This is a genomic window from Paracoccus thiocyanatus (genome assembly GCF_900156255.1).
In the GTDB taxonomy this organism is placed as follows: domain Bacteria; phylum Pseudomonadota; class Alphaproteobacteria; order Rhodobacterales; family Rhodobacteraceae; genus Paracoccus; species Paracoccus thiocyanatus.
Genome location: NZ_FTMK01000005.1, coordinates 39,513 through 59,290 on the forward strand (window position 1 = coordinate 39,513; position 19,778 = coordinate 59,290).

Annotated in this window: 17 protein-coding genes; 7 read left to right on the forward strand and 10 right to left on the reverse strand. The window is 66.9% G+C overall.

Features of this window, described 5'->3' with window-relative positions:
- Positions 1–68 precede the first annotated feature (68 nt).
- The 5 genes from F3H32_RS05390 (at position 69) to glmM (ending at position 6,612) form a co-directional block, all read left to right on the forward strand.
- On the forward strand, positions 69–2,630 hold the full coding sequence (locus F3H32_RS05390) for a putative PEP-binding protein (RefSeq protein WP_149764953.1): 2,562 nt from the start codon (positions 69–71) through the stop codon (positions 2,628–2,630).
- A gap of 215 nt (positions 2,631–2,845) precedes the next feature.
- A complete protein-coding gene (locus F3H32_RS05395; protein WP_115756520.1) occupies positions 2,846–3,382 on the forward strand; it encodes a cell wall hydrolase in 537 nt (178 codons plus the stop codon).
- A gap of 78 nt (positions 3,383–3,460) precedes the next feature.
- Positions 3,461–4,243 (forward strand): dihydroneopterin aldolase, encoded by a 783-nt coding sequence (locus F3H32_RS05400; protein ID WP_149764954.1) that lies wholly within the window; start codon positions 3,461–3,463, stop codon positions 4,241–4,243.
- A 43-nt stretch (positions 4,244–4,286) separates the two neighbouring features.
- Positions 4,287–5,258, forward strand: a complete 972-nt coding sequence (gene folP / locus F3H32_RS05405) for a dihydropteroate synthase (protein WP_149764955.1) — start codon at positions 4,287–4,289, stop codon at positions 5,256–5,258.
- A gap of 10 nt (positions 5,259–5,268) precedes the next feature.
- On the forward strand, positions 5,269–6,612 hold the full coding sequence (gene glmM / locus F3H32_RS05410; protein WP_149764956.1) for a phosphoglucosamine mutase: 1,344 nt from the start codon (positions 5,269–5,271) through the stop codon (positions 6,610–6,612).
- Positions 6,613–6,788: 176 nt separating this feature from the next.
- On the opposite strand, the gene F3H32_RS05415 is transcribed toward glmM, so the two are convergent.
- Both F3H32_RS05415 and dksA read right to left on the reverse strand, forming a co-directional pair.
- The gene (locus F3H32_RS05415) at positions 6,789–7,910 is read right to left on the reverse strand and encodes an FAD-dependent monooxygenase (protein ID WP_149764957.1); all 1,122 of its coding nucleotides are present in this window, start codon (positions 7,908–7,910) and stop codon (positions 6,789–6,791) included.
- A 45-nt stretch (positions 7,911–7,955) separates the two neighbouring features.
- Entirely contained in the window at positions 7,956–8,378 is a 423-nt protein-coding gene (gene dksA, locus F3H32_RS05420; RefSeq protein ID WP_115756752.1) for an RNA polymerase-binding protein DksA, read from the reverse strand.
- Positions 8,379–8,539: 161 nt separating this feature from the next.
- On the opposite strand from dksA, the gene F3H32_RS05425 reads away from it, so the two are divergent.
- Positions 8,540–9,379, forward strand: coding sequence for an AAA family ATPase (locus F3H32_RS05425; RefSeq protein WP_149764958.1), 840 nt, complete (start codon positions 8,540–8,542; stop codon positions 9,377–9,379).
- 11 nt (positions 9,380–9,390) lie between these two features.
- Positions 9,391–9,831: a GNAT family N-acetyltransferase gene (locus F3H32_RS05430; RefSeq protein WP_149764959.1), complete on the forward strand. Its 441-nt coding sequence runs from the start codon at positions 9,391–9,393 to the stop codon at positions 9,829–9,831.
- A 143-nt stretch (positions 9,832–9,974) separates the two neighbouring features.
- Here the strand turns inward: F3H32_RS05430 and F3H32_RS05435 are convergent, their stop codons facing one another.
- The 8 genes from F3H32_RS05435 to F3H32_RS05470 all read right to left on the reverse strand — a co-directional run bounded on the left by F3H32_RS05435 (position 9,975) and on the right by F3H32_RS05470 (position 19,759).
- The gene (locus F3H32_RS05435) at positions 9,975–11,132 is read right to left on the reverse strand and encodes a lysozyme inhibitor LprI family protein (RefSeq protein ID WP_149764960.1); all 1,158 of its coding nucleotides are present in this window, start codon (positions 11,130–11,132) and stop codon (positions 9,975–9,977) included.
- A 222-nt stretch (positions 11,133–11,354) separates the two neighbouring features.
- The gene (locus tag F3H32_RS05440) at positions 11,355–11,849 is read right to left on the reverse strand and encodes a lytic transglycosylase domain-containing protein (protein WP_149764961.1); all 495 of its coding nucleotides are present in this window, start codon (positions 11,847–11,849) and stop codon (positions 11,355–11,357) included.
- 162 nt (positions 11,850–12,011) lie between these two features.
- Positions 12,012–13,406, reverse strand: coding sequence for a dihydrolipoyl dehydrogenase (gene lpdA / locus F3H32_RS05445; RefSeq protein ID WP_149764962.1), 1,395 nt, complete (start codon positions 13,404–13,406; stop codon positions 12,012–12,014).
- A 50-nt stretch (positions 13,407–13,456) separates the two neighbouring features.
- Positions 13,457–13,849: an MAPEG family protein gene (locus tag F3H32_RS05450; RefSeq protein ID WP_149764963.1), complete on the reverse strand. Its 393-nt coding sequence runs from the start codon at positions 13,847–13,849 to the stop codon at positions 13,457–13,459.
- Complete coding sequence (locus F3H32_RS05455; RefSeq protein WP_149764964.1) at positions 13,849–14,103, reverse strand: hypothetical protein; 255 nt, start codon at positions 14,101–14,103, stop codon at positions 13,849–13,851. The genes F3H32_RS05450 and F3H32_RS05455 overlap by 1 nt, the downstream gene beginning before the upstream one ends.
- 123 nt (positions 14,104–14,226) lie before the next feature.
- Positions 14,227–15,108 (reverse strand): sulfotransferase family 2 domain-containing protein, encoded by an 882-nt coding sequence (locus F3H32_RS05460; protein ID WP_149764965.1) that lies wholly within the window; start codon positions 15,106–15,108, stop codon positions 14,227–14,229.
- A gap of 128 nt (positions 15,109–15,236) precedes the next feature.
- Positions 15,237–16,787 carry a 2-oxoglutarate dehydrogenase complex dihydrolipoyllysine-residue succinyltransferase gene (odhB, locus tag F3H32_RS05465; protein WP_149764966.1) on the reverse strand — a complete coding sequence of 517 codons (1,551 nt, stop codon included), beginning with the start codon at positions 16,785–16,787 and terminating at the stop codon, positions 15,237–15,239.
- Between the two features lie 2 nt (positions 16,788–16,789).
- Entirely contained in the window at positions 16,790–19,759 is a 2,970-nt protein-coding gene (locus F3H32_RS05470; protein ID WP_149764967.1) for a 2-oxoglutarate dehydrogenase E1 component, read from the reverse strand.
- Between the last annotated feature and the right edge of the window lie 19 nt (positions 19,760–19,778).

Sequence of the window (19,778 nt, forward strand, 5' to 3'; positions counted from 1 at the left end):
GCCCCCGCCGCCGGCGCCGTTCTTCGCACTTGCAGCAATGCGCCGGCCATGCCTAATGTGACGGCATCATGACCGCGCTGACAGACCCAGGTGCCATCGTCGAAATCACCCCCTCGGCGGGGATCGAGGCCGCGCGCCACGGCTGGCGGGCGAAATGCTTGCAACGGCTGATCCGCATGGAATTGCCGGTGCCGGCCAGCTTCGCGCTGTCGGCCGAGGCGGTGCGCGCCATCGCCGCCGGCCAGATGCCCGACCGCGCCCGCCTGGCCGCCATCATCGGGCGCGCGGACGGGCTGGTCAGCGTGCGCCCCTCGGCCGCGAACCCGGCCTGGGGCGGGCCGGGCACGGTGCTGAATGTCGGCATCAACGACGAATGTCACGCCCGGCTGGTGAAAAGCCGCGGCAAGGCGGCGGCGGATGCGATCTATCTGGGCTTCGTGCAATCCTATGCCGTCCATGTCGCGCGGCTGGACCCGGACATGTTTTCGGACAGCGACGGCGGGCTTGCCGCCGCCCTGCGCGCCTATGAGGACGAAACCGACGAGGAATTTCCCCAGGACCCGGCCCGGCAACTGGCCGAGGTGCTGCGCTCCATGGCGCGGGCCTGGGACGGGCCGACGGCGCGGCTTCTGCGCCAGGCCAAGGGGGCGCCGGCCATCGCGCCGCTGGGCCTGGTGGTGCAGGACATGGCGCTGGCCATCGGGCCGGGCGTCACCGGCTCGGGCACCATCCAGTTCATCGACAGCGTGACCGGCGCGCCGCGCATCACCGGCCGCTTTCGCGGCCAGACCCAGGGCCGGGCCAAGGGCGAGGGGGCCGAGACGCTTTACCTGACCCGCGACCCGCGCGGCCCCTCGCTGCAAGAGGCGGCGCCAGAGGTGTTCGCCGACCTGGTCCGTTTCGGCGTCGCCGCCCGCGAACGCCTGCGCGAAGAGATGCAGATCGAATTCGTCGTCTCGGACGGCCGGCTTGCGATCATCGACGCGCTGCGGGTCAGCCGCAATTCCCGCGCCAGCGTCCGCATCGCCGTGGCGCTGGCCCGCGACGGCGTCATCCCGGCCGAAGAGGCGGTGATGCGGGTCGAGCCGCGGGCGCTGTCGGACCTGTTGCATCACCAGGTCGATCCGCGCGCCGCCCGCGACGTGATCGTTCGCGGCATCAATGCCAGCCCCGGCGCGGCCACCGGCCGCATCGTCTTTACCGCCGCCGCCGCCCAGGCGGCCGAGGCGCGGGGCGAGCGCTGCGTGCTGGTGCGCCGCGAAACGGTCCCCGAGGACATTCGCGGGATGCATGCCGCCGCGGCCGTCCTGACCGAACGCGGCGGCATGACCAGCCATGCGGCGGTGATCGCCCGCGGCATCGGTCTGCCCTGCATCGTCGGCGCCAGCGGCATTTCCATCGACAGCCGCGCCCGCAGCATGCAGGTCGGCCTCCGCCTGTTCCACGAGGGCGAGGAGATCACCATCGACGGCACCTCGGGCGAGGTGCTGGCCGGCGCCGCCGAGATGCTGGAGCCGGCACTGGACGAAAGCTTCACCCAGCTTCTGGAATGGGCCGATGCGCATTGCCGCATCCGCATCCGCGCCAATGCCGACACGCCCGAGGATGCCCGCACCGCCCGCCGCTTCAAGGCGCAGGGCATCGGGCTGTGCCGCACCGAGCATATGTTCTTCGACGACCAGCGCCTGCCGGCGATGCGCGAGATGATCTTTGCCGGCAAGCCCGAGGACCGCCGCCTGTCGCTGGAACGGCTGCTGCCGATGCAGCGCAGCGATTTCGCGGCGCTGTTCAAGATCATGGCCGGATTGCCGGTGACGATCCGCTTGTTCGACCCGCCGCTGCACGAATTCCTGCCCCATGACCGCGAAGGCATGCGGGAACTGGCCGAATCGCTGGACCTGCCCCTGTCGGACGTGACCCGGCGGGTCGAGGCCCTGTCCGAGTTCAACCCCATGCTGGGGATGCGCGGCGTGCGCCTGGGCATCACCGTGCCGGAAATCTATGACATGCAGGCCCGCGCCATCTTCGAGGCCACGATCGAGGCCAGCCATAACGGCGACCCGGTGGTGCCCGAGATCATGATCCCGCTGGTTTCCGCCCGGCGCGAGGTCGAACTGGTCAAGAACCGCATCGACGCCGTCGCCGCCGCCGTCAGGAACGAAACGCGCAAGGATTTCGCCTATCGGCTGGGCGTGATGGTCGAAACCCCCCGCGCCGCGCTGCGCGCCGGTGAAATCGCCGAGCATTCGGCATTCCTGTCCTTTGGCACCAACGACTTGACGCAGATGACCTATGGGCTGTCGCGCGACGATGCCGGCCGCTTCATGGGCACCTATGTCAGCCAGGGCGTCTATGCCGAGGATCCGTTCCACATCCTTGACCGCGACGGGGTGGGCGAGCTGGTCGCCATCGGCACCGAACGCGCGCGCAGCCACAAGCCCGACATCACCATTTCGGTCTGCGGCGAACATGGCGGCAATCCCGAATCCATCGCCTTCTGCCTGCGGGCGGGGGTGAACTATGTCTCTTGCTCGCCCTTTCGGGTGCCGGTGGCGCGGCTGGCGGCGGCGCAGGAATCGATTCTCATGGCGCGCGAGGCGGCCGATTCGGCCGCGCCCTTGCAGTCCTAGGACCGGGCCGCATTGGCCGGAATCTGCCCGCTGACGGTTCGTGCGTCGGCGGGTTTCCGCCAAAATTGTTAGATTTCAACTGAATCGCGGCGATCCTGCCCAACAGGGCTGGATGGGGCCGCCCTGTTTCGGGCCTTTAGCCTCAGATCGCCGCTGCCACGGCGACCCTCCGACGAAACAGACCGGGCCGGACCCGGACCGAAAACAGGACCAACATGTCGATTAGCAAGTCATGGCTGGCGCGCGTTTCCGTGTGTGTGGCCGTCGCCTTTTCGCCTGTCGCAACCATTCCGGCCCTGGCCGACGGGAAGCACCAGGTCGCCTATGAAACCAGGACCGCCCGCACCAGCCAGGCCACGGTCCGCATCGATCCCAACGATCTGCAATGCCTGGCCGAGGCGCTTTATTTCGAAGCCCGCGGCGAAGGCGTGCAAGGCCAGCGCGCCGTGGCCGAGGTGATCCTGAACCGTGTCGACCATCCGCGCTTTCCCCGCACGGTCTGCGGCGTGGTGAACCAGCGCGGCCAGTTCACCTATAACAAGAATGCCCGCATCCGGGAAAAAGGCACCTTCGCGCGCGTGCAGAAGGTCGCGATGGCGGCGCTTGCCGGCGCGCCCCGCACGCTGACCAACGGTGCGACCTATTTCCACGCCCGCAGTGTCAGCCCGTCCTGGGCCCGGCGGTTCGAGCGCACGGCCCGGATCGGCGCCCACACCTTTTATCGTTCGGACCGCCGGCTGGCCTCGAACTAAGGGAGCGACGCAAATCTGCTGCCCGATCCGCGGCCCTGTCCCTTGCGGCGGGGCCGTTTTCCTGAAAACAGGGTCGCCATGGACCAGCCTGACCGTATCCACCTGCGCGACTATATCCTTTCGGCCGAGATCGGCGCCTTCCAGACCGAGCGGGGCCAGCCGCAGCGGCTGCGCTTTGACATCGACGTTGAACTGGCCAGCCATGTCGTCGGCGTGAACGACGAGGTCGACCGCATCCTGTCCTATGACATCCTGACCGGCGCGGTGGCGGCGGGGCTGGCGGACCGCCGCTATGACCTGCTTGAAACGCTGGCCGAAAAGATCGCGGCGCAGATCCTGGCGCATCCGCGCGCGGCGCAGGTCTCGGTCACGGTCGAAAAGCTGGACCGCATTCCCGGTGCGTTGGGCGTAACCCTGGTGCGCCGCCAGGCGCGGGTCGAGGCCGATCCGGTCCAGGCGGCTATCCGGGTGGTCTTTCACGGCCGCGACCTGGCGCTGCCGCAAGGTGCGGTGGCGCTGGTGCCCGATGCGCCGGGCTTGCCGCTGCCCCAGGGCGGCAATGCGCGAGAAATCGAATTGCTGGCGCTGGACCAGGCCGCCTGGGCCTTGGCCGGCCATCTGGGCCTGACCGTCGCCGACAGCCGCACCGAACTGGACTGGGCCGCCGCCGAAGGCCGCGCCGTGGTCTGGGCGCCGGCGCGCATGGTGCGCGACGTGGCGGGGCTTGCGGCGGAACCCCATGCCCTGACGCTGTGGCTGGCCGAGCGGCTGGGGGCCAGCCGCCTGGATTGGGCGCTGCCCGCGGGCGCGCCCCGGCCGACGGTGCCGGCGGGTTTCCGCATTCCGACCGGCAGCCTTTGATCTTGATGCTTGAATCGCCCGCGCACCTGCGTAGAGACGAAGCATGACCGATTACTTCCGGCCCATCCCCTGCGAGACCGGCCGCTGGCGACTGGCCGGCGGCTGGCTGCGGTTTTCGCAATTCGAACTGCTGCGCCGGGGCGCGGCGCCGCGGGTCGTGGACAGCGCCCCCGACGCGGTGCTGGCGGCGCTGACCCGGCCGCGCGCGGCCCTGCTGGGCCTGCCGCTTGACCGGCCGCGCATCATGGGCATCGTCAATGCCACGCCCGACAGCTTCTCGGACGGCGGCAGCTATGACGCGGCGGCGCAGGCGCGGCTGCTGGCCGGGCAGGGTGCCGAGATCCTGGATATCGGCGGCGAATCGACCCGCCCCGGTGCGGACGAGGTGCCGGTCCACCAGGAAATCGCCCGCCTGGCCCCGGCCATCGCCGCCGGCCGCGCCTTGGCGGCGGTGTCCGTCGACACCCGCAAGGCCGCGGTGGCGCAGGCCGCGATCGCCGCCGGGGCGGGGCTGGTCAACGATGTCTCGGGCTTCGATTTCGATCCGGCCATGGCCGGGACCGTGGCCGCGGCGGGTGTGCCGGTCTGCCTGATGCACGCCCAGGGCATTCCGGCCACCATGCAGGACAATCCGACCTATGGCGACGTGCTGCTGGACGTCTATGACGCCCTGGCCGCCCGCATCGCGCGGGCCGAGGCGGCGGGCATCCACCGCGACAGGATCGTGATCGACCCCGGCATTGGTTTTGGCAAGACGCAGGCGCATAATCTGGCAATCCTGCGCCGCATCTCGGTCTATCACGGGCTGGGCTGTGCCGTGCTGCTGGGGGTGTCGCGCAAGCGCTTCGTCGGCAGCATCGGCGGGGCCGAACGGCCGGCGGACCGGGTGGCGGGGACGCTGGCGCTGACCCTGGCCGGGGTGGCGCAGGGCATACAGATCCACCGCGTCCATGACGTGGCGCAGACACGGCAGGGCCTTGCCCTCTGGCAGGCCGTGACCACAGAAACAAGTTGAGCGGGGCAGGATGAGCAGGAAACTTTTCGGCACCGACGGCGTCCGGGGCCGCGCCAATACCCATCCGATGACGGCCGAGATGGCGCTGCGGCTTGGCGCCGCCGCCGGCCGCTATTTTCGCCGCGGGGGCGAGGATCACCACCGCGTCGTCATCGGCAAGGACACGCGGCTGTCGGGCTATATGCTGGAAAACGCGCTGACCGCCGGGCTGACCTCGACCGGCATGAACGTGCTGCTGCTTGGCCCGGTGCCGACGCCGGCGGTGGGCTTTCTGACCCGCTCGATGCGGGCGGATGTGGGCATCATGATCTCGGCCAGCCACAACCCGGCCGATGACAACGGCATCAAGTTCTTCGGTCCCGACGGGTTCAAGCTGTCCGACGAGGCCGAGGCCGAGATCGAAAGCATCGTCGCGGGCGAAATCGCCCCGGCGCAGCCGCAGAATATCGGCCGCGCCAAGCGCATCGACGACGGGCGCGGGCGCTATGTCGAATATGCCAAGACCACCTTCCCCTCGCGCCGCCGGCTGGACGGGCTGAAGGTGGTGGTGGATTGCGCCAATGGCGCCGCCTATCGCGCCGCGCCGGACGTGCTGTGGGAACTGGGGGCCGAGGTGATCCCGCTGGGGGTTTCCCCGAACGGCCACAACATCAATGACGGCCTTGGCTCGACCCATCCCGAAGCCTGCGCGCGCGCGGTGCTGGAGCATGGCGCCGACATGGGCATCAGCCTGGACGGCGATGCCGACCGGGTGATGATCGTCGATGAAAGGGGCCAGGTGGCCGATGGCGACCAGATCATGGCGCTGCTGGCCGACCGCTGGGCGGCCGAGGGCCGGCTGCGCGGCGGCGCGCTGGTGGCCACGGTGATGTCGAACCTGGGCCTCGAACGCTTCCTGCAAAGCCGCGGGCTGCGGCTCGAGCGCACTGCGGTCGGCGACCGCTACGTGGTCGAGCGCATGCGCGGCGCAGGCTTCAACCTTGGGGGCGAGCAGTCGGGCCATATCGTGATGACCGACTACGCCACCACCGGCGACGGCCTGATCGCCAGCCTGCAATTCCTGGCGGCGCTGTCGGATAGCGGCCGGCCGGCCTCGGACCTGGTGGCGCAGTTCGAGCCGGTGCCGCAATTGCTCAAGAACGTGCGCTATGCCCAGGGCGCCGATCCGCTGGCGCAAGACAGCGTCCAGGCCGAGATCGCGCGGGCCCAGGCGCGGCTGAACGGCTGCGGCCGGGTGCTGATCCGCAAGTCCGGCACCGAGCCCTTGATCCGCGTCATGGCCGAGGCCGAGGACGAGACCGTCCTGCGCGAGGTGGTCGAGAACATCGTCGCGGCGGTGGAGAAGGCGGCCTGACCCATCCGGCCGCAGCGCCGGCGGCGCGCTTGGCATGAGTATTTGGGAAACGGTGAAACGGGCGCGGGCGTGCCATGGGGCGCGGCCCGGCGTTTCACCGTTTTACAAATACTCATGCGGCGGCGACGCTGGCGGGGTCGCATGGCTATTTGGGGAACAAAGAAGTTCGGGGTCCGCTAGACAGCCGTCGGGTCGTAGTCGTAGAGCCAGGCGAAACGCTCGACCAGCCGGGCGGGGGCGAGGCGCGAGATGGCGCGCAGCCCGGCATGGGCGACCGCGCGGGTCGGGCCGCGCAGATGGTAGTTGCGGGCATTGGCATTCGCCGCCTGGACGATGCGCCGGCAGCGCGGCTGGCGCAGGGCCTGGAACCGCGCCAGCGCCGCCTGCTGGTCCGGGCCGGCGTTCAGGCAGGCGGCCAGCACCCAGGCATCCTCGATCGCCATGACCGCGCCTTGGGCCAGGAAGGGCAGGGTCGGATGGGCCGCGTCGCCGATCAGCGCCCGGCGGCCGTCTTGCCAATGCGCGGCGACCGGGTGGCGGTGCAGGCCCCAGATGCCGACTTGCTCCACCCGCTCCAGCCAGCCCGGCACCGGGCCGCCGAAACGGGCGAAGGCGGTGCGCAGAGCGGCCGGGTCGCCGGGGATCGACCAGCCTTCCTCGTGCCATTCAGGGCGTTCGACCACGGCCACGATATTGCGCTGGCCAAAGCCCAGCGGATAGCTGACCAGATGCTGGCCGGGGCCCATGAAGACCTGGACGACCGGCTCGGGATCGGGCTCGGCCGGGACCAGCGCCCGCCAGGCGGTCTGGCCGGTGAAGAAGGGCGTCTCGGCGCCGTTCAGAACCGGGCGCAGGCGGCTTTTGACCCCGTCCGCCCCGATCAGCAGCGGGACGTCGGGCAGGTCGCGGACCTCGTGGCCCAGTTCGATGCGGGCGCCAGCATCGCGCGCCGCCTGTTCCAGCAGGGCGACCAGCCGGGCGCGATGCACAAGGCGAAAGGTGTCCTGCGGCCGATGCCGCGCCATGTCCAGCCGCGCCACCGGGCGGCCGGCCGAATCGCGCAGTTCGACCCGTTCCGAGGGAACCGAGATCGCCAGGAACCGCGATTCGAGTCCCAATGCCGCCAGCACCCGCAGGGCGTTGGGGGAAATCTGCAAGCCCGCGCCGACCTCGCGCAGCGCCCCGGCGCGTTCCAGCACCGTGACCTGCGCCCCGTGCCTGGCCAGCGCGCAGGCGGCGGTAAGGCCGGCCACGCCGGCGCCGATGATGGTGACGGGATGCTGCTTGAGGCCCGGCATGCGTCCTATCCGCCCAGGAAGCGGCCCCCGCAGGGGGGCCGGCGGTCAGTCGTCGCGATGCACGCGTTCGCGCCGTTCATGGCGTTCCTGCGCTTCCAGCGTCATGATGGCGATCGGGCGCGCGTCCAGCCGTTTCAGGCTGATCGGTTCTCCGGTCATCTCGCAATAGCCGTATTCGCCGGTCTCGATCCGCCGCAGGGCCGCGTCGATCTTGCTGACCAGCTTGCGCTGGCGGTCGCGGGTGCGCAGTTCCAGCGAGCGGTCCGTCTCCTCGGAGGCGCGGTCGGCCAGGTCGGGGACGTTGCGGGCGCTGTCCTGCAAGCCTTCCAGCGTTTCGGCGGATTGATCCAGAAGTTCCTGCTTCCATGCGATCAGCTTGCGGCGGAAATATTCGAGCTGACGCTCATTCATGAAAGGTTCGTCTTCGGCGGGGCGATAATCTTCGGGCAGAAAGGTCTGGGCTTTCATCGTTCCTCCGGGAGCCGGGCGACTGGATGCCCGATCCTTGCGGCCCCCATAAAGTATGGCAGCGGAATTGTCACTAGCCCTTTCCGACAAGTCGCGCCGTCGGCTTGCGAAGCCGGCAGGCGCTGGCTAGGGTCGCGCAGAATGCGAAAAAGGACAGGCGGATGCAGTTTTCCTCGACCCAGACTTATGTTGCGGCGCCCGACCTGGCCATGGCCGTGAATGCGGCGATCACGCTGGAACGCCCGCTGCTGGTCAAGGGCGAGCCGGGGACCGGCAAGACCGAACTGGCGCGGCAGGTGGCGGCCAGCCTGGACCTGCCCATCGTCGAATGGAACGTGAAATCGACCACCCGCGCGCAGCAGGGGCTTTACGAATACGACGCCGTGTCGCGGCTGCGCGACAGCCAGCTTGGCGAGGCGCGGGTTCACGACATCGCCAATTACATCCGCAAGGGCAAGCTGTGGCAGGCCTTCGACGCACCGGGCAAGGTGGTGCTGCTGATCGACGAGATCGACAAGGCCGATATCGAGTTCCCGAACGACCTGCTACAGGAACTCGACCGCATGGAGTTCCATGTCTACGAGACCGGCGAACTGGTGCGGGCGCGGCATCGGCCGGTGGTCATCATCACCTCGAACAACGAAAAGGAACTGCCGGACGCTTTCCTGCGCCGCTGCTTTTTCCACTATATCCGCTTTCCCGATGCCGAGACGCTGAAGCGCATCGTCGAGGTGCATTATCCCGGCCTGAAACCGCGGCTGCTGGACGAGGCGCTGAGCCAGTTCCTGGAACTGCGCGAGGTGCAGGGGCTGAAGAAGAAACCCTCGACCAGCGAGCTTCTGGACTGGCTCAAGCTGATCCTGGCCGAGGACCTGGCGCCCGAGGATCTGAAGCGCCCCGCCGGCGAGATGCTGCCCAAGCTGCATGGCGCGCTGCTGAAGAACGAGCAGGACGTGGCGCTGTTCGAGCGGCTGGCCTTCATGGCGCGGCGTCAACGCTAAGGGTGGCCGCGATGATCCGCGCCCTGGGACCCGAAGACCGCGAAGACTGGCAGCGGCTCTACCGGGACTATCAGGCGTTCTATGGCTTCAAAGACCGGCCGGCGGCGTTTTACGACCGCGCCTTTGCCCGGTTGATGGCGGATGATCCGCGCGATTTTCACGGGCTGGTGGCCGAGGCGGACGGGCGGCTGCTGGGCCTGGCGCATTACGTCTTTCACCCGAACCTGTGGCGCGACGAAGGCGTCTGCTATCTACAGGACCTGTTCACCGCCCCCCAGGCCCGCGGCCGCGGCATTGCCCGGTCGCTGATCGAGGGCGTCTATGCCCAGGCCGACCGGGCCGGCATCCCCGCCGTCTATTGGCTGACGGCCGAGGACAATTACGCGGGGCGGATGCTTTACGACCGGGTGGCGATGAAGTCGGGGCTTATTCGGTATCAGCGGCGGGGGTAGGAGGCGGGCCTTTTCCGTCACATGCAGATGCGCGGTGGACCTTACTGAAGACCCTAGTTCATTTCTCCACCTGACCGTACATCTCCATCTCCTGTGCCAATCGGCTCGCAGGGAAGCAAGTTCCCTGTTTTTGCATAAAAGGGTTAATTCGCCCTCGCCGCGATCAGACTTAGATCCAGAAACCAAGCCCTGTAACGGTCCAGAATACAGTCGACATCACTGCCGCAACGGTCTCGCTGGCTGATCCAACTGTGCTGCTTCTGCGCCAGTGCGCTGCGCTCTTCACCGCTGCTCACATTACGAAGAATTGAGTAGATCGAGCCCAAAGCCCTGTCCTCCAGCCACAGCTCGAAGCTGCCGCAGATCGCCCGTTCGGTGATAGTCGCTGCATTGGCGCAATCGTAGCCTGGCCCGGCAATGCCGACTGACATACCCTCCTCGTGAAGGTCCGTCGCAGCGCCAGTGCACCAGTCTTTCAGCGCCATGCTTGCTTTTATCGAATTGACCCGGCTACTCATCTCCGGAACCAAACTAGCAAAGAGCTCGCCACCGAAAAGCTCGTGTCCAAGTCGGAGCCTCTGGCCGCCCTGCTCCTGCAGGAACGCGGCGTCGAGACCGAGGAGCGGGGCGCAGTCGCCGCTCAGACCAATATAGGTAGCCGATTGCCAAGCGAGACGACGCGGCGTCGGCCTCTCCTCCGGCATTCTAATCTGACCGCCCTCGGTAACAGCTGTATCGATGTCGAGTCGTTGAGCAATCTCCGGCGTTATAGGCAGGACGTCATTCGGTCCGGCTGTCGTAAAATAACGAATGGCCTCCCGCGAAAGGCCCACATGCGTGAGGAAGGAGCCGATGTCGGCGTTGGCGACACCGGACTCCGATGCCAGCGATGTCCCATCTTCCGACGCCTGGTTGCGGTAGGCCGCGTGCACACCGATTGTCGAGGTGCTGTCCATCATTCGGCTGCCGCCACTGACCCAGATCACGGCGCAAATCGAGTGGCATTCGCCCCCCGGCGCTACGATCGTAGTAAAGCCGCGTTGCCCAATTTCCGCTGCGATTGACAATCCCTCCTCCACCAAGCCTCCTGGCGACTGGAGAAAGACGATAGCCTTCTCGGTTCGTTGCGAAAGATCATAGAACCGGTCGGCGTCTCCGCTTTCGATTGGTCCGGTGATGTCGATGATGGACGGTGTTGTCGCATCCCCCTGTGTAATCTGGATGTCGGCCGCTGATGCAGAGGAATGTCCAACAAGGGCGAAGGCAGCAACGGAAAAGAAAGAGGCGTTCAAAATTTTCATTCTGGGTTCCGGAGAATAGGGCAGCCGCGTAGCGGCACCAATACAGCCTTTTCCGATCGCCGGGCACCGGTCAACGGCTCCTTCTAAAAAAATCGACTCGAACTTCGGCTGTTTAAGTGTCCGTCGAGAACGGCAGCGATGTCCCGTATAGCAGAATCTGGTGTTCCTCAACAAAAAGCCCACCTCGCGGCGGGCTGTTGTTTATCTCACAACGACCGGAGCCTAGCGCAGGCCGGTTTCTTCCAGCAGCCCCTTGCGCTTGGCTTCGTAGTAATAGCCGCGGGAATACCACTTCACCGCGCCGTCGTAATTGCCGTCGGCAACCATATAGGCGCCGCGCAGATACTTGACGCCGTATTTCAGGTTCGTCTCGGCATCCAGCAGCCCCGCCGACGTGCCCTGATAGCCCATGCCGCGCGCGGTGGCGGGCAGGATCTGCATCAGCCCGTAATAGGGGCCGTTGCGCGCGCCGGGCCGGTGGGTCGATTCGCGGATGATGACGCGATGCACCAGATCGGCCGGCACATCGTATGCGGCGGCGTATTTGTTGATCAGCCGGCGCAGTTCAGGCGTCTCGTTCGGGTGCAGCCTGGCGGTCTGGGCCGCCGAGGCGCGCGGTTCGACCAGATAGCGGCGGTCGGGATCGACCCGGTTGTCGCCGCAGGCGCCGACGGCCAGCACGCCGCCCAGCACCAGTGCTCCGATCATGGATTTCATGACTGCCCCTCGGCTTGGTGATTTGGGTCTTTTCATTGACCAAGGGCTTAGCCCCAGCCGCCAGAGTCGGGGAAATCAAAAGACAGGACCGCCCGGTTCAGGGGCGGTCCATCGGCGGAAACCCGCCGCGATGCGGCGGCGGTTTCGGTGCCGATCCGCCGATCAGGCGTGAATTGCACCACCGCCGCAGGCCAAGGCCGCCTCGCGCACCGCTTCCGAGCAGGTCGGATGGGCGTGGCAGGTCAGCGCGATGTCCTGGGCCGAGGCGCCGAATTCCATCGCCACGCAGACCTCGTGGATCATCTCGCCGGCATTCGGGCCGATGATGTGGCAGCCCAGCACCCGGTCGGTTTCGGCGTCCGTGATCATCTTGACGAAGCCCTCGGCCTGGAACAGGGCCTTGGCGCGGGCATTGCCCATGAAGGGGAACTTGCCCACCTTGACCTTGCGGCCGCTTTCCTTGGCGGCTTCCTCGGTCAGGCCGACCGAGGCGACCTCGGGCGTGGTATAGATCACGCCGGGGATCACGTCGTAATTCACATGGCCGTGCTTGCCGGCGATGACCTCGGCCACCGCCATGCCCTCGTCCTCGGCCTTGTGGGCCAGCATCGGGCCGGGCACCGCGTCGCCGATGGCATAGATGCCCTGGACGCTGGTCTGCCAATGCTCGTCGATCTGGACGAAGCCGCGATCGGTCAGCGCCACGCCGACCGTGTCGAGGCCCAGCCCGGCGACATGGGGGCGGCGGCCGGTGGCGACCAGCACACATTCGGCCTTGATCTCATGCTCGCTGTCGTCCTTGCGCAGCTTATAGGTGACTTCGGCCTTGCCCTTTTCGACCTCGACCTCGGACACCGCGGCGCCCAGGACGAATTTCAGCCCCTGCTTGGCCAGGATCTTCTGGAACTGCTTTTGCACCTCGCCGTCCATGCCGGGGGTGATGGCGTCCAGGAACTCGACCACCGTCACCTCGGCGCCCAGCCGGGCATAGGCCGAGCCCAGTTCCAGCCCGATCACCCCGGCGCCGATCACCACCATCGACTTGGGGATCCTGGGCAGGGACAGCGCGCCGGTCGAATCGACCACCACGCCGGCGTCATTGTCGACCGTCACCCCCTTCAGGCTGGCCGGTTCCGAGCCGGTGGCGATGACGATGTTCTTCGTCTCGTGGACCGTTTCGCCCACCTTGACCTTGCCGGCGCCCTCGATGCTGGCCCAGCCTTTCAGCCAGTCGATCTTGTTCTTCTTGAACAAGAACTCGATGCCCTTGGTGTTGCCGGCGACCGTCTCGGCCTTGTAGCCCTGCATCTTGTCCCAATCGACCTTGGGCTTGGCGCCCATCAGGCCCATCTTTTCGAAATTCTCGTGGGTTTCGTGCAGCATGTGGCTGGCATGCAGCAGCGCCTTGGAGGGGATGCAGCCGACGTTCAGGCAGGTGCCGCCCAGCGTCTCGCGCCCCTCGACGCAGGCGACCTTCAGGCCCAGCTGGGCGGCGCGGATCGCACAGACATAGCCGCCGGGACCGGCGCCGATCACGATCAGGTCATAGGTGGACATTCAGGTCTCCTTGCAGTTCGCGGCACCTTTCGCGGTGCCGCCCGTTCGATTCAGGTGAATAAGGTGGTCACGATCATCGCCAGCGTGGCGACGAACCCCACCCCCCAGATGACCGAGCGCCAGGGCGTCCAGCCATAGGCATAGGCGGGAACATAAAGCAGCCGCGCCAGCAGATAGGTCCAGGCGCACAGCACGGTCAGGGCCGAACTGGCATCCGACAGCACCACCAGCAGCACGGCGATGGTGAACAGGACCAGCCCCTGGAAATGGTTGTCCACGGCGCGGCGCAGCCGGCCGGTCAGGGCAGAAAATTCCGGCTGGGTGTCGCGCGGGCTGGCGTTCCATTTCGCGCCGACATCGCGGTTCATCGCGGCGCCGGCCAGGCCGATCTGCACGGCTTGCAGCAGCGCGGCCAGCGCCAGGGCGGTGGTCTCGGCGGCCATCAGGCGGTCTCGACGAAATGGAATTGCGTGGCCGAGACGCCGGCCTGGCTGTTGAAGACGCCCGCCGCGCCCTCCAGGTAGGCCCTGGCGGCGTCGGCATCGCCGATCTGGAACAGCGCCCAGGCGCTGCGATCACTCTCGCGCCATAGCTGCAAAAGCGACAGGCCGTTATTGCCGCGATCCTCGGCATCCGCGTCGAAGGCGGCGCGGAAGCGGGCGTAATCGGCGATGCTGTAATGGGCGATCATCTGCATGGTTTCATCCTTTCGGCTTTTCATCGCGCGCCTGGGAAGGAGCACTGTTCGACCAGCCGCTCAACGGAAGAACCGCCGCTTGGGTTGCTTCGCGCCGTCCCATCGAGAAAGGCTTATGCACCATCAGCGATCCTCCGGGTCGTAGCCCAGCCATTCGAAATCCGCGGCATAGAGTTCGCGGATCGCGGCCCGGTTCGCGGCGCTCAGCAGGGCGCTGCGCTCGCTGCGGTGATCCTGCTGGTTCGAGGCGGTGCGATCGTTATCCTCGGGTAGCGGACGATCCAGCCGAGTGGCCAGTTCGGCGAAAAAGCCCGGCATGTCCTCGACACGACCGATCAAATCGGGACGGAAGATCGCCGGCCGGATGTTTTCGATCTGCGCGCGCCAATGCGGATCGACCGACATGCTGCCGGCCTCTGCCCGGATGCGGGCGACATAGTGCAGGAAGCGCGCGAAACCCTGTTCCGTGCGCGGATGGCGGGACCAGTCGAAACCGACCATGGCGTTCATGCGCAACCGGTCCGCCGAGAACCAGCCGTGGCGTAGCTCATGGGACCGGCAGAGATAGTCAAAGCCCGAAAGCGCGCGATCGACGGGATGGCGGACCGTGGTGATGCGCAGTGCCGATTCCAGCCGCGCCACGCCGTTCGGGATCACCAGGGCCGGCCGCAGGATCCCGGCCGGTCCCTGCATGTGATGCACGATCGCATCGGAGTTGATGTCGCCGGGAACGTCCCATTTCGCGGTCAGGGGCACTCCGAATTCCAGTTCGAACAGCAGGCGCCGGGCCGAACTGGTGCCCGATTTGCCGTTGTTCAGGAAGGCCCAGCGGAAGCTGGCGGGCATGTGGATGCTGCGCAGGAACTGCGCCGCCGCCTCGGGCGCGGAAAAGTCCTGCGGATAGGCCTGGTGCAATGCTTCGGCCTGTGCGGCGGCAGGACCGGGCCGCAGCGCCGGCCCAAGGAAAACCGAGCCCATGGCGTGAGCGGCTGCGTCTTTAGCCATGCGGGGCGCTCCGATGCGGCGGCGAAACCGCGCGGATAAAGCAGATCAGAACAGGGATCGGGAGGAACGACAACATGCTATCCGGCAAGGTGGTAAAGGAGCGCGGCCGAGGCCGCGCCCCAAGACGATCACAGATCCATCAGCAGGCGGCGCGGATCCTCCAGCGCCTCTTTCACCCGCACCAGGAAGGTCACGGCGCCCTTGCCGTCCACGATGCGGTGGTCATAGCTCAGCGCCAGATACATCATCGGCCGGATGGTGATCTGCCCGTCCACCACCACGGGGCGGTCCTGGATCTTGTGCATCCCCAGAATACCTGATTGCGGCGGGTTCAGGATCGGCGAGGACATCAGCGAGCCATAGACGCCGCCATTCGAGATGGTGAAGGTGCCGCCCTGCATTTCCGCCAAGGTCAGCTTGCCGTCGCGGGCGCGCAGGCCCAGCTCGCCGATCTCTTTTTCGATCCGGGCAAAGCTTTTCTGCTCGGCGTCGCGCACCACCGGGACCACCAGCCCGTTCGGCGTGCCGACCGCCACGCCCATATGGACGAAGTTCTTGTAGACGATGTCGCCGCCGTCGATCTCGGCATTGACCTCGGGCACTTCCTTCAGCGCGTGGCAGCAGGCCTTCACGAAGAAGGACATGAAGCCCAGCTTGACCTTGTGCTTCTTTTCGAACTGCTCCTTGTAGGTGTTGCGCAGGTCCATGACCGCCTTCATGTCCACCTCGTTATAGGTGGTCAGCATGGCGGCGGTGTTCTGCGCATCCTTGAGCCGGCGGGCGATGGTGGCGCGCAGGCGGGTCATCTTGACGCGTTCCTCGCGCGCGGCGTCATCGGCGGAACTGGGCGCGCGCGGGGCCTGGGCCGGGGCAGGCGCGGGCGAGGCGGCAGCAGGGGCCGCAGCCGCGCGGGCCACGTCTTCCTTCATCACCCGGCCGTCGCGGCCGGTGCCGGTGACGGCATCGCGGCTGACTCCCGCCTCGGCCATGGCCTTCTTGGCCGAAGGGGCGTCCTCGACATCCTTGCGCGGCGCGGGCGTTTCCGGGCCGGCGCCGGGCGATTGCACGGCGGCCGCGGCCGCCGCCGGGGCCTCGGTCTTGGGCGCGGGGGCGGCGCCTGCCGCGCCTTCGGTGATGATCGCCAGCTTGGCGCTGGCATCGACCGTCGCGCCCTCAGGCGCCAGGATTTCGGCCAGCACGCCCGCGGCGGGGGCCGGCACCTCGACCGAGACCTTGTCGGTTTCCAGTTCGCACAGCATCTCGTCCTGTGCGACTGCGTCGCCGACCTTCTTGAACCAGGTCGCGACCGTGGCTTCGGTCACGCTTTCGCCCAGGGTGGGCACCATCACATCGACGGGTTTTCCGCTCATTTTCCTCTGTCCTTCCTGAGCCTTGGTGCCCGCATCAGCCTTGGGCAACATTTCTTCCGGGCCGGCATCGCCCTGTTCCATGATCTGCGCCAGCAGCGCATTGGGCGCGACCACCGCGCCTTCGGGGGCGACGATCTCGGCCAGCTTGCCCGCGACGGGCGAGGGGACCTCGACCGTCACCTTGTCGGTTTCCAGCTCGCACAGCATCTCATCAACGGCCACGCGGTCGCCTGGTTTCTTGAACCAGGTGGCCACCGTCGCCTCGGATACCGATTCCCCCAGCGTGGGAACGCGCAGTTCGACCGCCATCCTCATGCCCCGCCGATGGTGATGGCTTCCTCGACCAGCGCCTCCTGCTCGAGCTTGTGGCGCGAGGCAAGGCCGGTGGCGGGCGACGCGGCAGCAGCGCGGCCGACATAGCGGGCGCGGCCATGGCTGGCGCCGATGCGCGACAGCACCCATTCGATGTTCGGCTCGACAAAGCTCCAGCCGCCCTGGTTCTTGGGTTCCTCCTGGCACCAGACGATCTCGGCATCCTTGAAGCGTTCCAGCTCCTTGGACATCGACTGGGCCGGGAAGGGATAGAACTGCTCCAGCCGCAGGATATAGACATCCTCGGCGCCGGCGGCGTCGCGGGCCTGCAACAGGTCGTAATAGACCTTGCCCGAACAGATCACCACGCGGCGGATCTTGTCGTCCGGGACCAGCTTGAACTCGGACTTGCCGCGATCCGCATCATCCGCCAGCACCCGGTTGAAGGTCGAGCCGGTCAGGAACTCGTCCGCGGTCGAGACTGCAAGCGGATGGCGCAGCAGCGATTTCGGCGTCATCAGCACCAGCGGCTTGCGGAAGGGCCGCTTCAACTGCCGGCGCAGGATGTGGAAATAGTTCGCTGGCGTGGTGCAGTTGGCGACGATCCAGTTGTCCTCGGCGGACATCTGCAACCAGCGTTCCAGCCGGGCCGAGCTGTGTTCGGGGCCCTGGCCCTCGTATCCATGCGGCATCAGCATCACCAGGCCCGACATGCGCAGCCATTTCTTTTCGCCCGAGTTGATGAACTGGTCGAACATGATCTGCGCGCCGTTGGCGAAGTCGCCGAACTGCGCCTCCCACAGGGTCAGGGTGTTGGGCTCGGCCAGGGAATAGCCGTATTCGAAGCCCAGCACCGCATATTCCGACAGCATCGAGTCGATGACCTCGTAGCGCGCCTGCCCGCCGCGGATGTGGTTCAGCGGATAGTGACGCTCTTCGGTGGCCTGATCGACCAGGGCGGAATGGCGCTGCGAAAAGGTGCCGCGGGTCGAATCCTGCCCGGCCAGCCGCACCGGATGCCCCTCGACCAGCAGCGAGCCAAAGGCCAGCGCCTCGCCCGTGGCCCAGTCGAAGCCCTTGCCGGTGTCCAGCATCTGCTTCTTGGCGTCCAGCAGGCGGCCGACGGTCCGGTGCAGGTCGAACCCTTCGGGAGCACGGGTCAGCGCCGCCCCGATCTCGGCCATGGTTTCGGGCGCGATGCCGGTCTGGCCCAGCGACTCCTCGGCGTCGCCCGCTTCAAGGCCGGACCATTTGCCGTCGAGCCAGTCCGCCTTGTTCGGCTTGAAGTTCTTGCCGATCTCGAACTCTGCGTTCAGATGCGACTGGAAGGCGGCCTTCATCTCTTCGATCTCGCCCTCGGGGACCAGGCCGTCGGCCACCAGCCGTTCGGTGTAAAGTTGCAGCGTGGTCTTGTGGCCCTTGATCGCCTTGTACATCACCGGGTTGGTGAACATCGGCTCGTCGCCTTCGTTGTGACCGAAGCGGCGATAGCAGAAGATGTCGATGACCACGTCCTTGTGGAACTTTTGCCGGAACTCGATGGCGACGCGCGCGGCATGGACCACCGCCTCGGGGTCGTCGCCGTTGACGTGGAAGATCGGCGCCTCGACCATCAGCGCGATATCGGTCGGATAGGGCGAGGTGCGGCTGAAATGCGGCGCGGTGGTAAAGCCGATCTGGTTGTTCACCACGATATGGATGCAGCCGCCGGTGCGGTGGCCCTTGATCCCGGAAAGCTGGAAGCATTCCGCAACGATGCCCTGGCCGGCAAAGGCCGCATCGCCATGCAGCAGGATCGGCACCACCGCCGTGCGATAGGCCTGGTCGGACATCTGGTCCTGCTTGGCGCGGACCTTGCCCAGCACAACCGGGTTCACCGCCTCCAGGTGCGAGGGGTTCGCGGTCAGCGACAGGTGGACCGTATTGTCGTCAAAGGTGCGGTCGGACGAGGCGCCGAGGTGATATTTCACGTCGCCCGAGCCGTCCACGTCGTCGGGCTTGTAGCTGCCGCCCTGGAATTCGTGGAAGATGGCGCGATAGGGCTTGCCCATGACATTGGCCAGGACCGACAGGCGGCCGCGATGCGGCATGCCGACCACCACCTCCTTGACGCCAAGCGCGCCGCCGCGCTTGATGATCTGTTCCATCGCGGGGATCAGCGCCTCGCCGCCGTCAAGGCCGAAGCGCTTGGTGCCCATGTATTTGACATGCAGGAACTTTTCGAAGCCCTCAGCCTCGACCAGCTTGTTGAGGATGGCACGGCGGCCTTCGCGGGTAAAGGCGATTTCCTTGCCATAGCCCTCGATCCGCTCTTTCAGCCAGCCGGCTTCCTCGGGGTTCGAGATATGCATGAATTGCAGCGCGAAGGTGCCGCAATAGGTGCGCTTCATCAGGTCCACGATCTGCCGGATCGTGGCGATTTGCAGGCCCAGGACATTGTCGATGAAGATCGGCCGGTCCAGGTCGCCCTCGGTGAAGCCATAGGTCTTTGGGTCAAGTTCGCCGTGATCGGGAACCTCGCGCATGTTCAGCGGGTCCAGCGCGGCATGCAGGTGGCCGCGGATGCGGAAGGCGCGGATCAGCATGATGGCCCGGACGCTGTCCAGCACCGCGCGCTTGAGCTGCTCGTCGGTCAGGCTGACGCCCTTTTCGCCGGCCTTGGCGGCGATCTTGTCCAGCGCCGCCTTGGCCTCGGTCTTGGGCAGCATCGGCCATTCGCCGGTCAGCGCCGCGGTGGTGTCGTCGGCGGGCACCGGCGGCCAGTCGGCGCGGCCCCAGCTTGCGCCCTTGGCTTCGCGGGTGACGGTGGCCTCGTCGTCGCCCAGGCTGCGGAAGAAGGCGTCCCACGCCTGATCCACCGCAGCCGGGTTCTGGGCCCATTGCCCGTAAAGCTGTTCGACATAGGCCGCGTTATGGCCCTGTAGAAAGCTTGAATCGTGGAAGGCCGAATTTGGTGATTGATCGTTCATGGCTTGCCTCCGGGAAGTC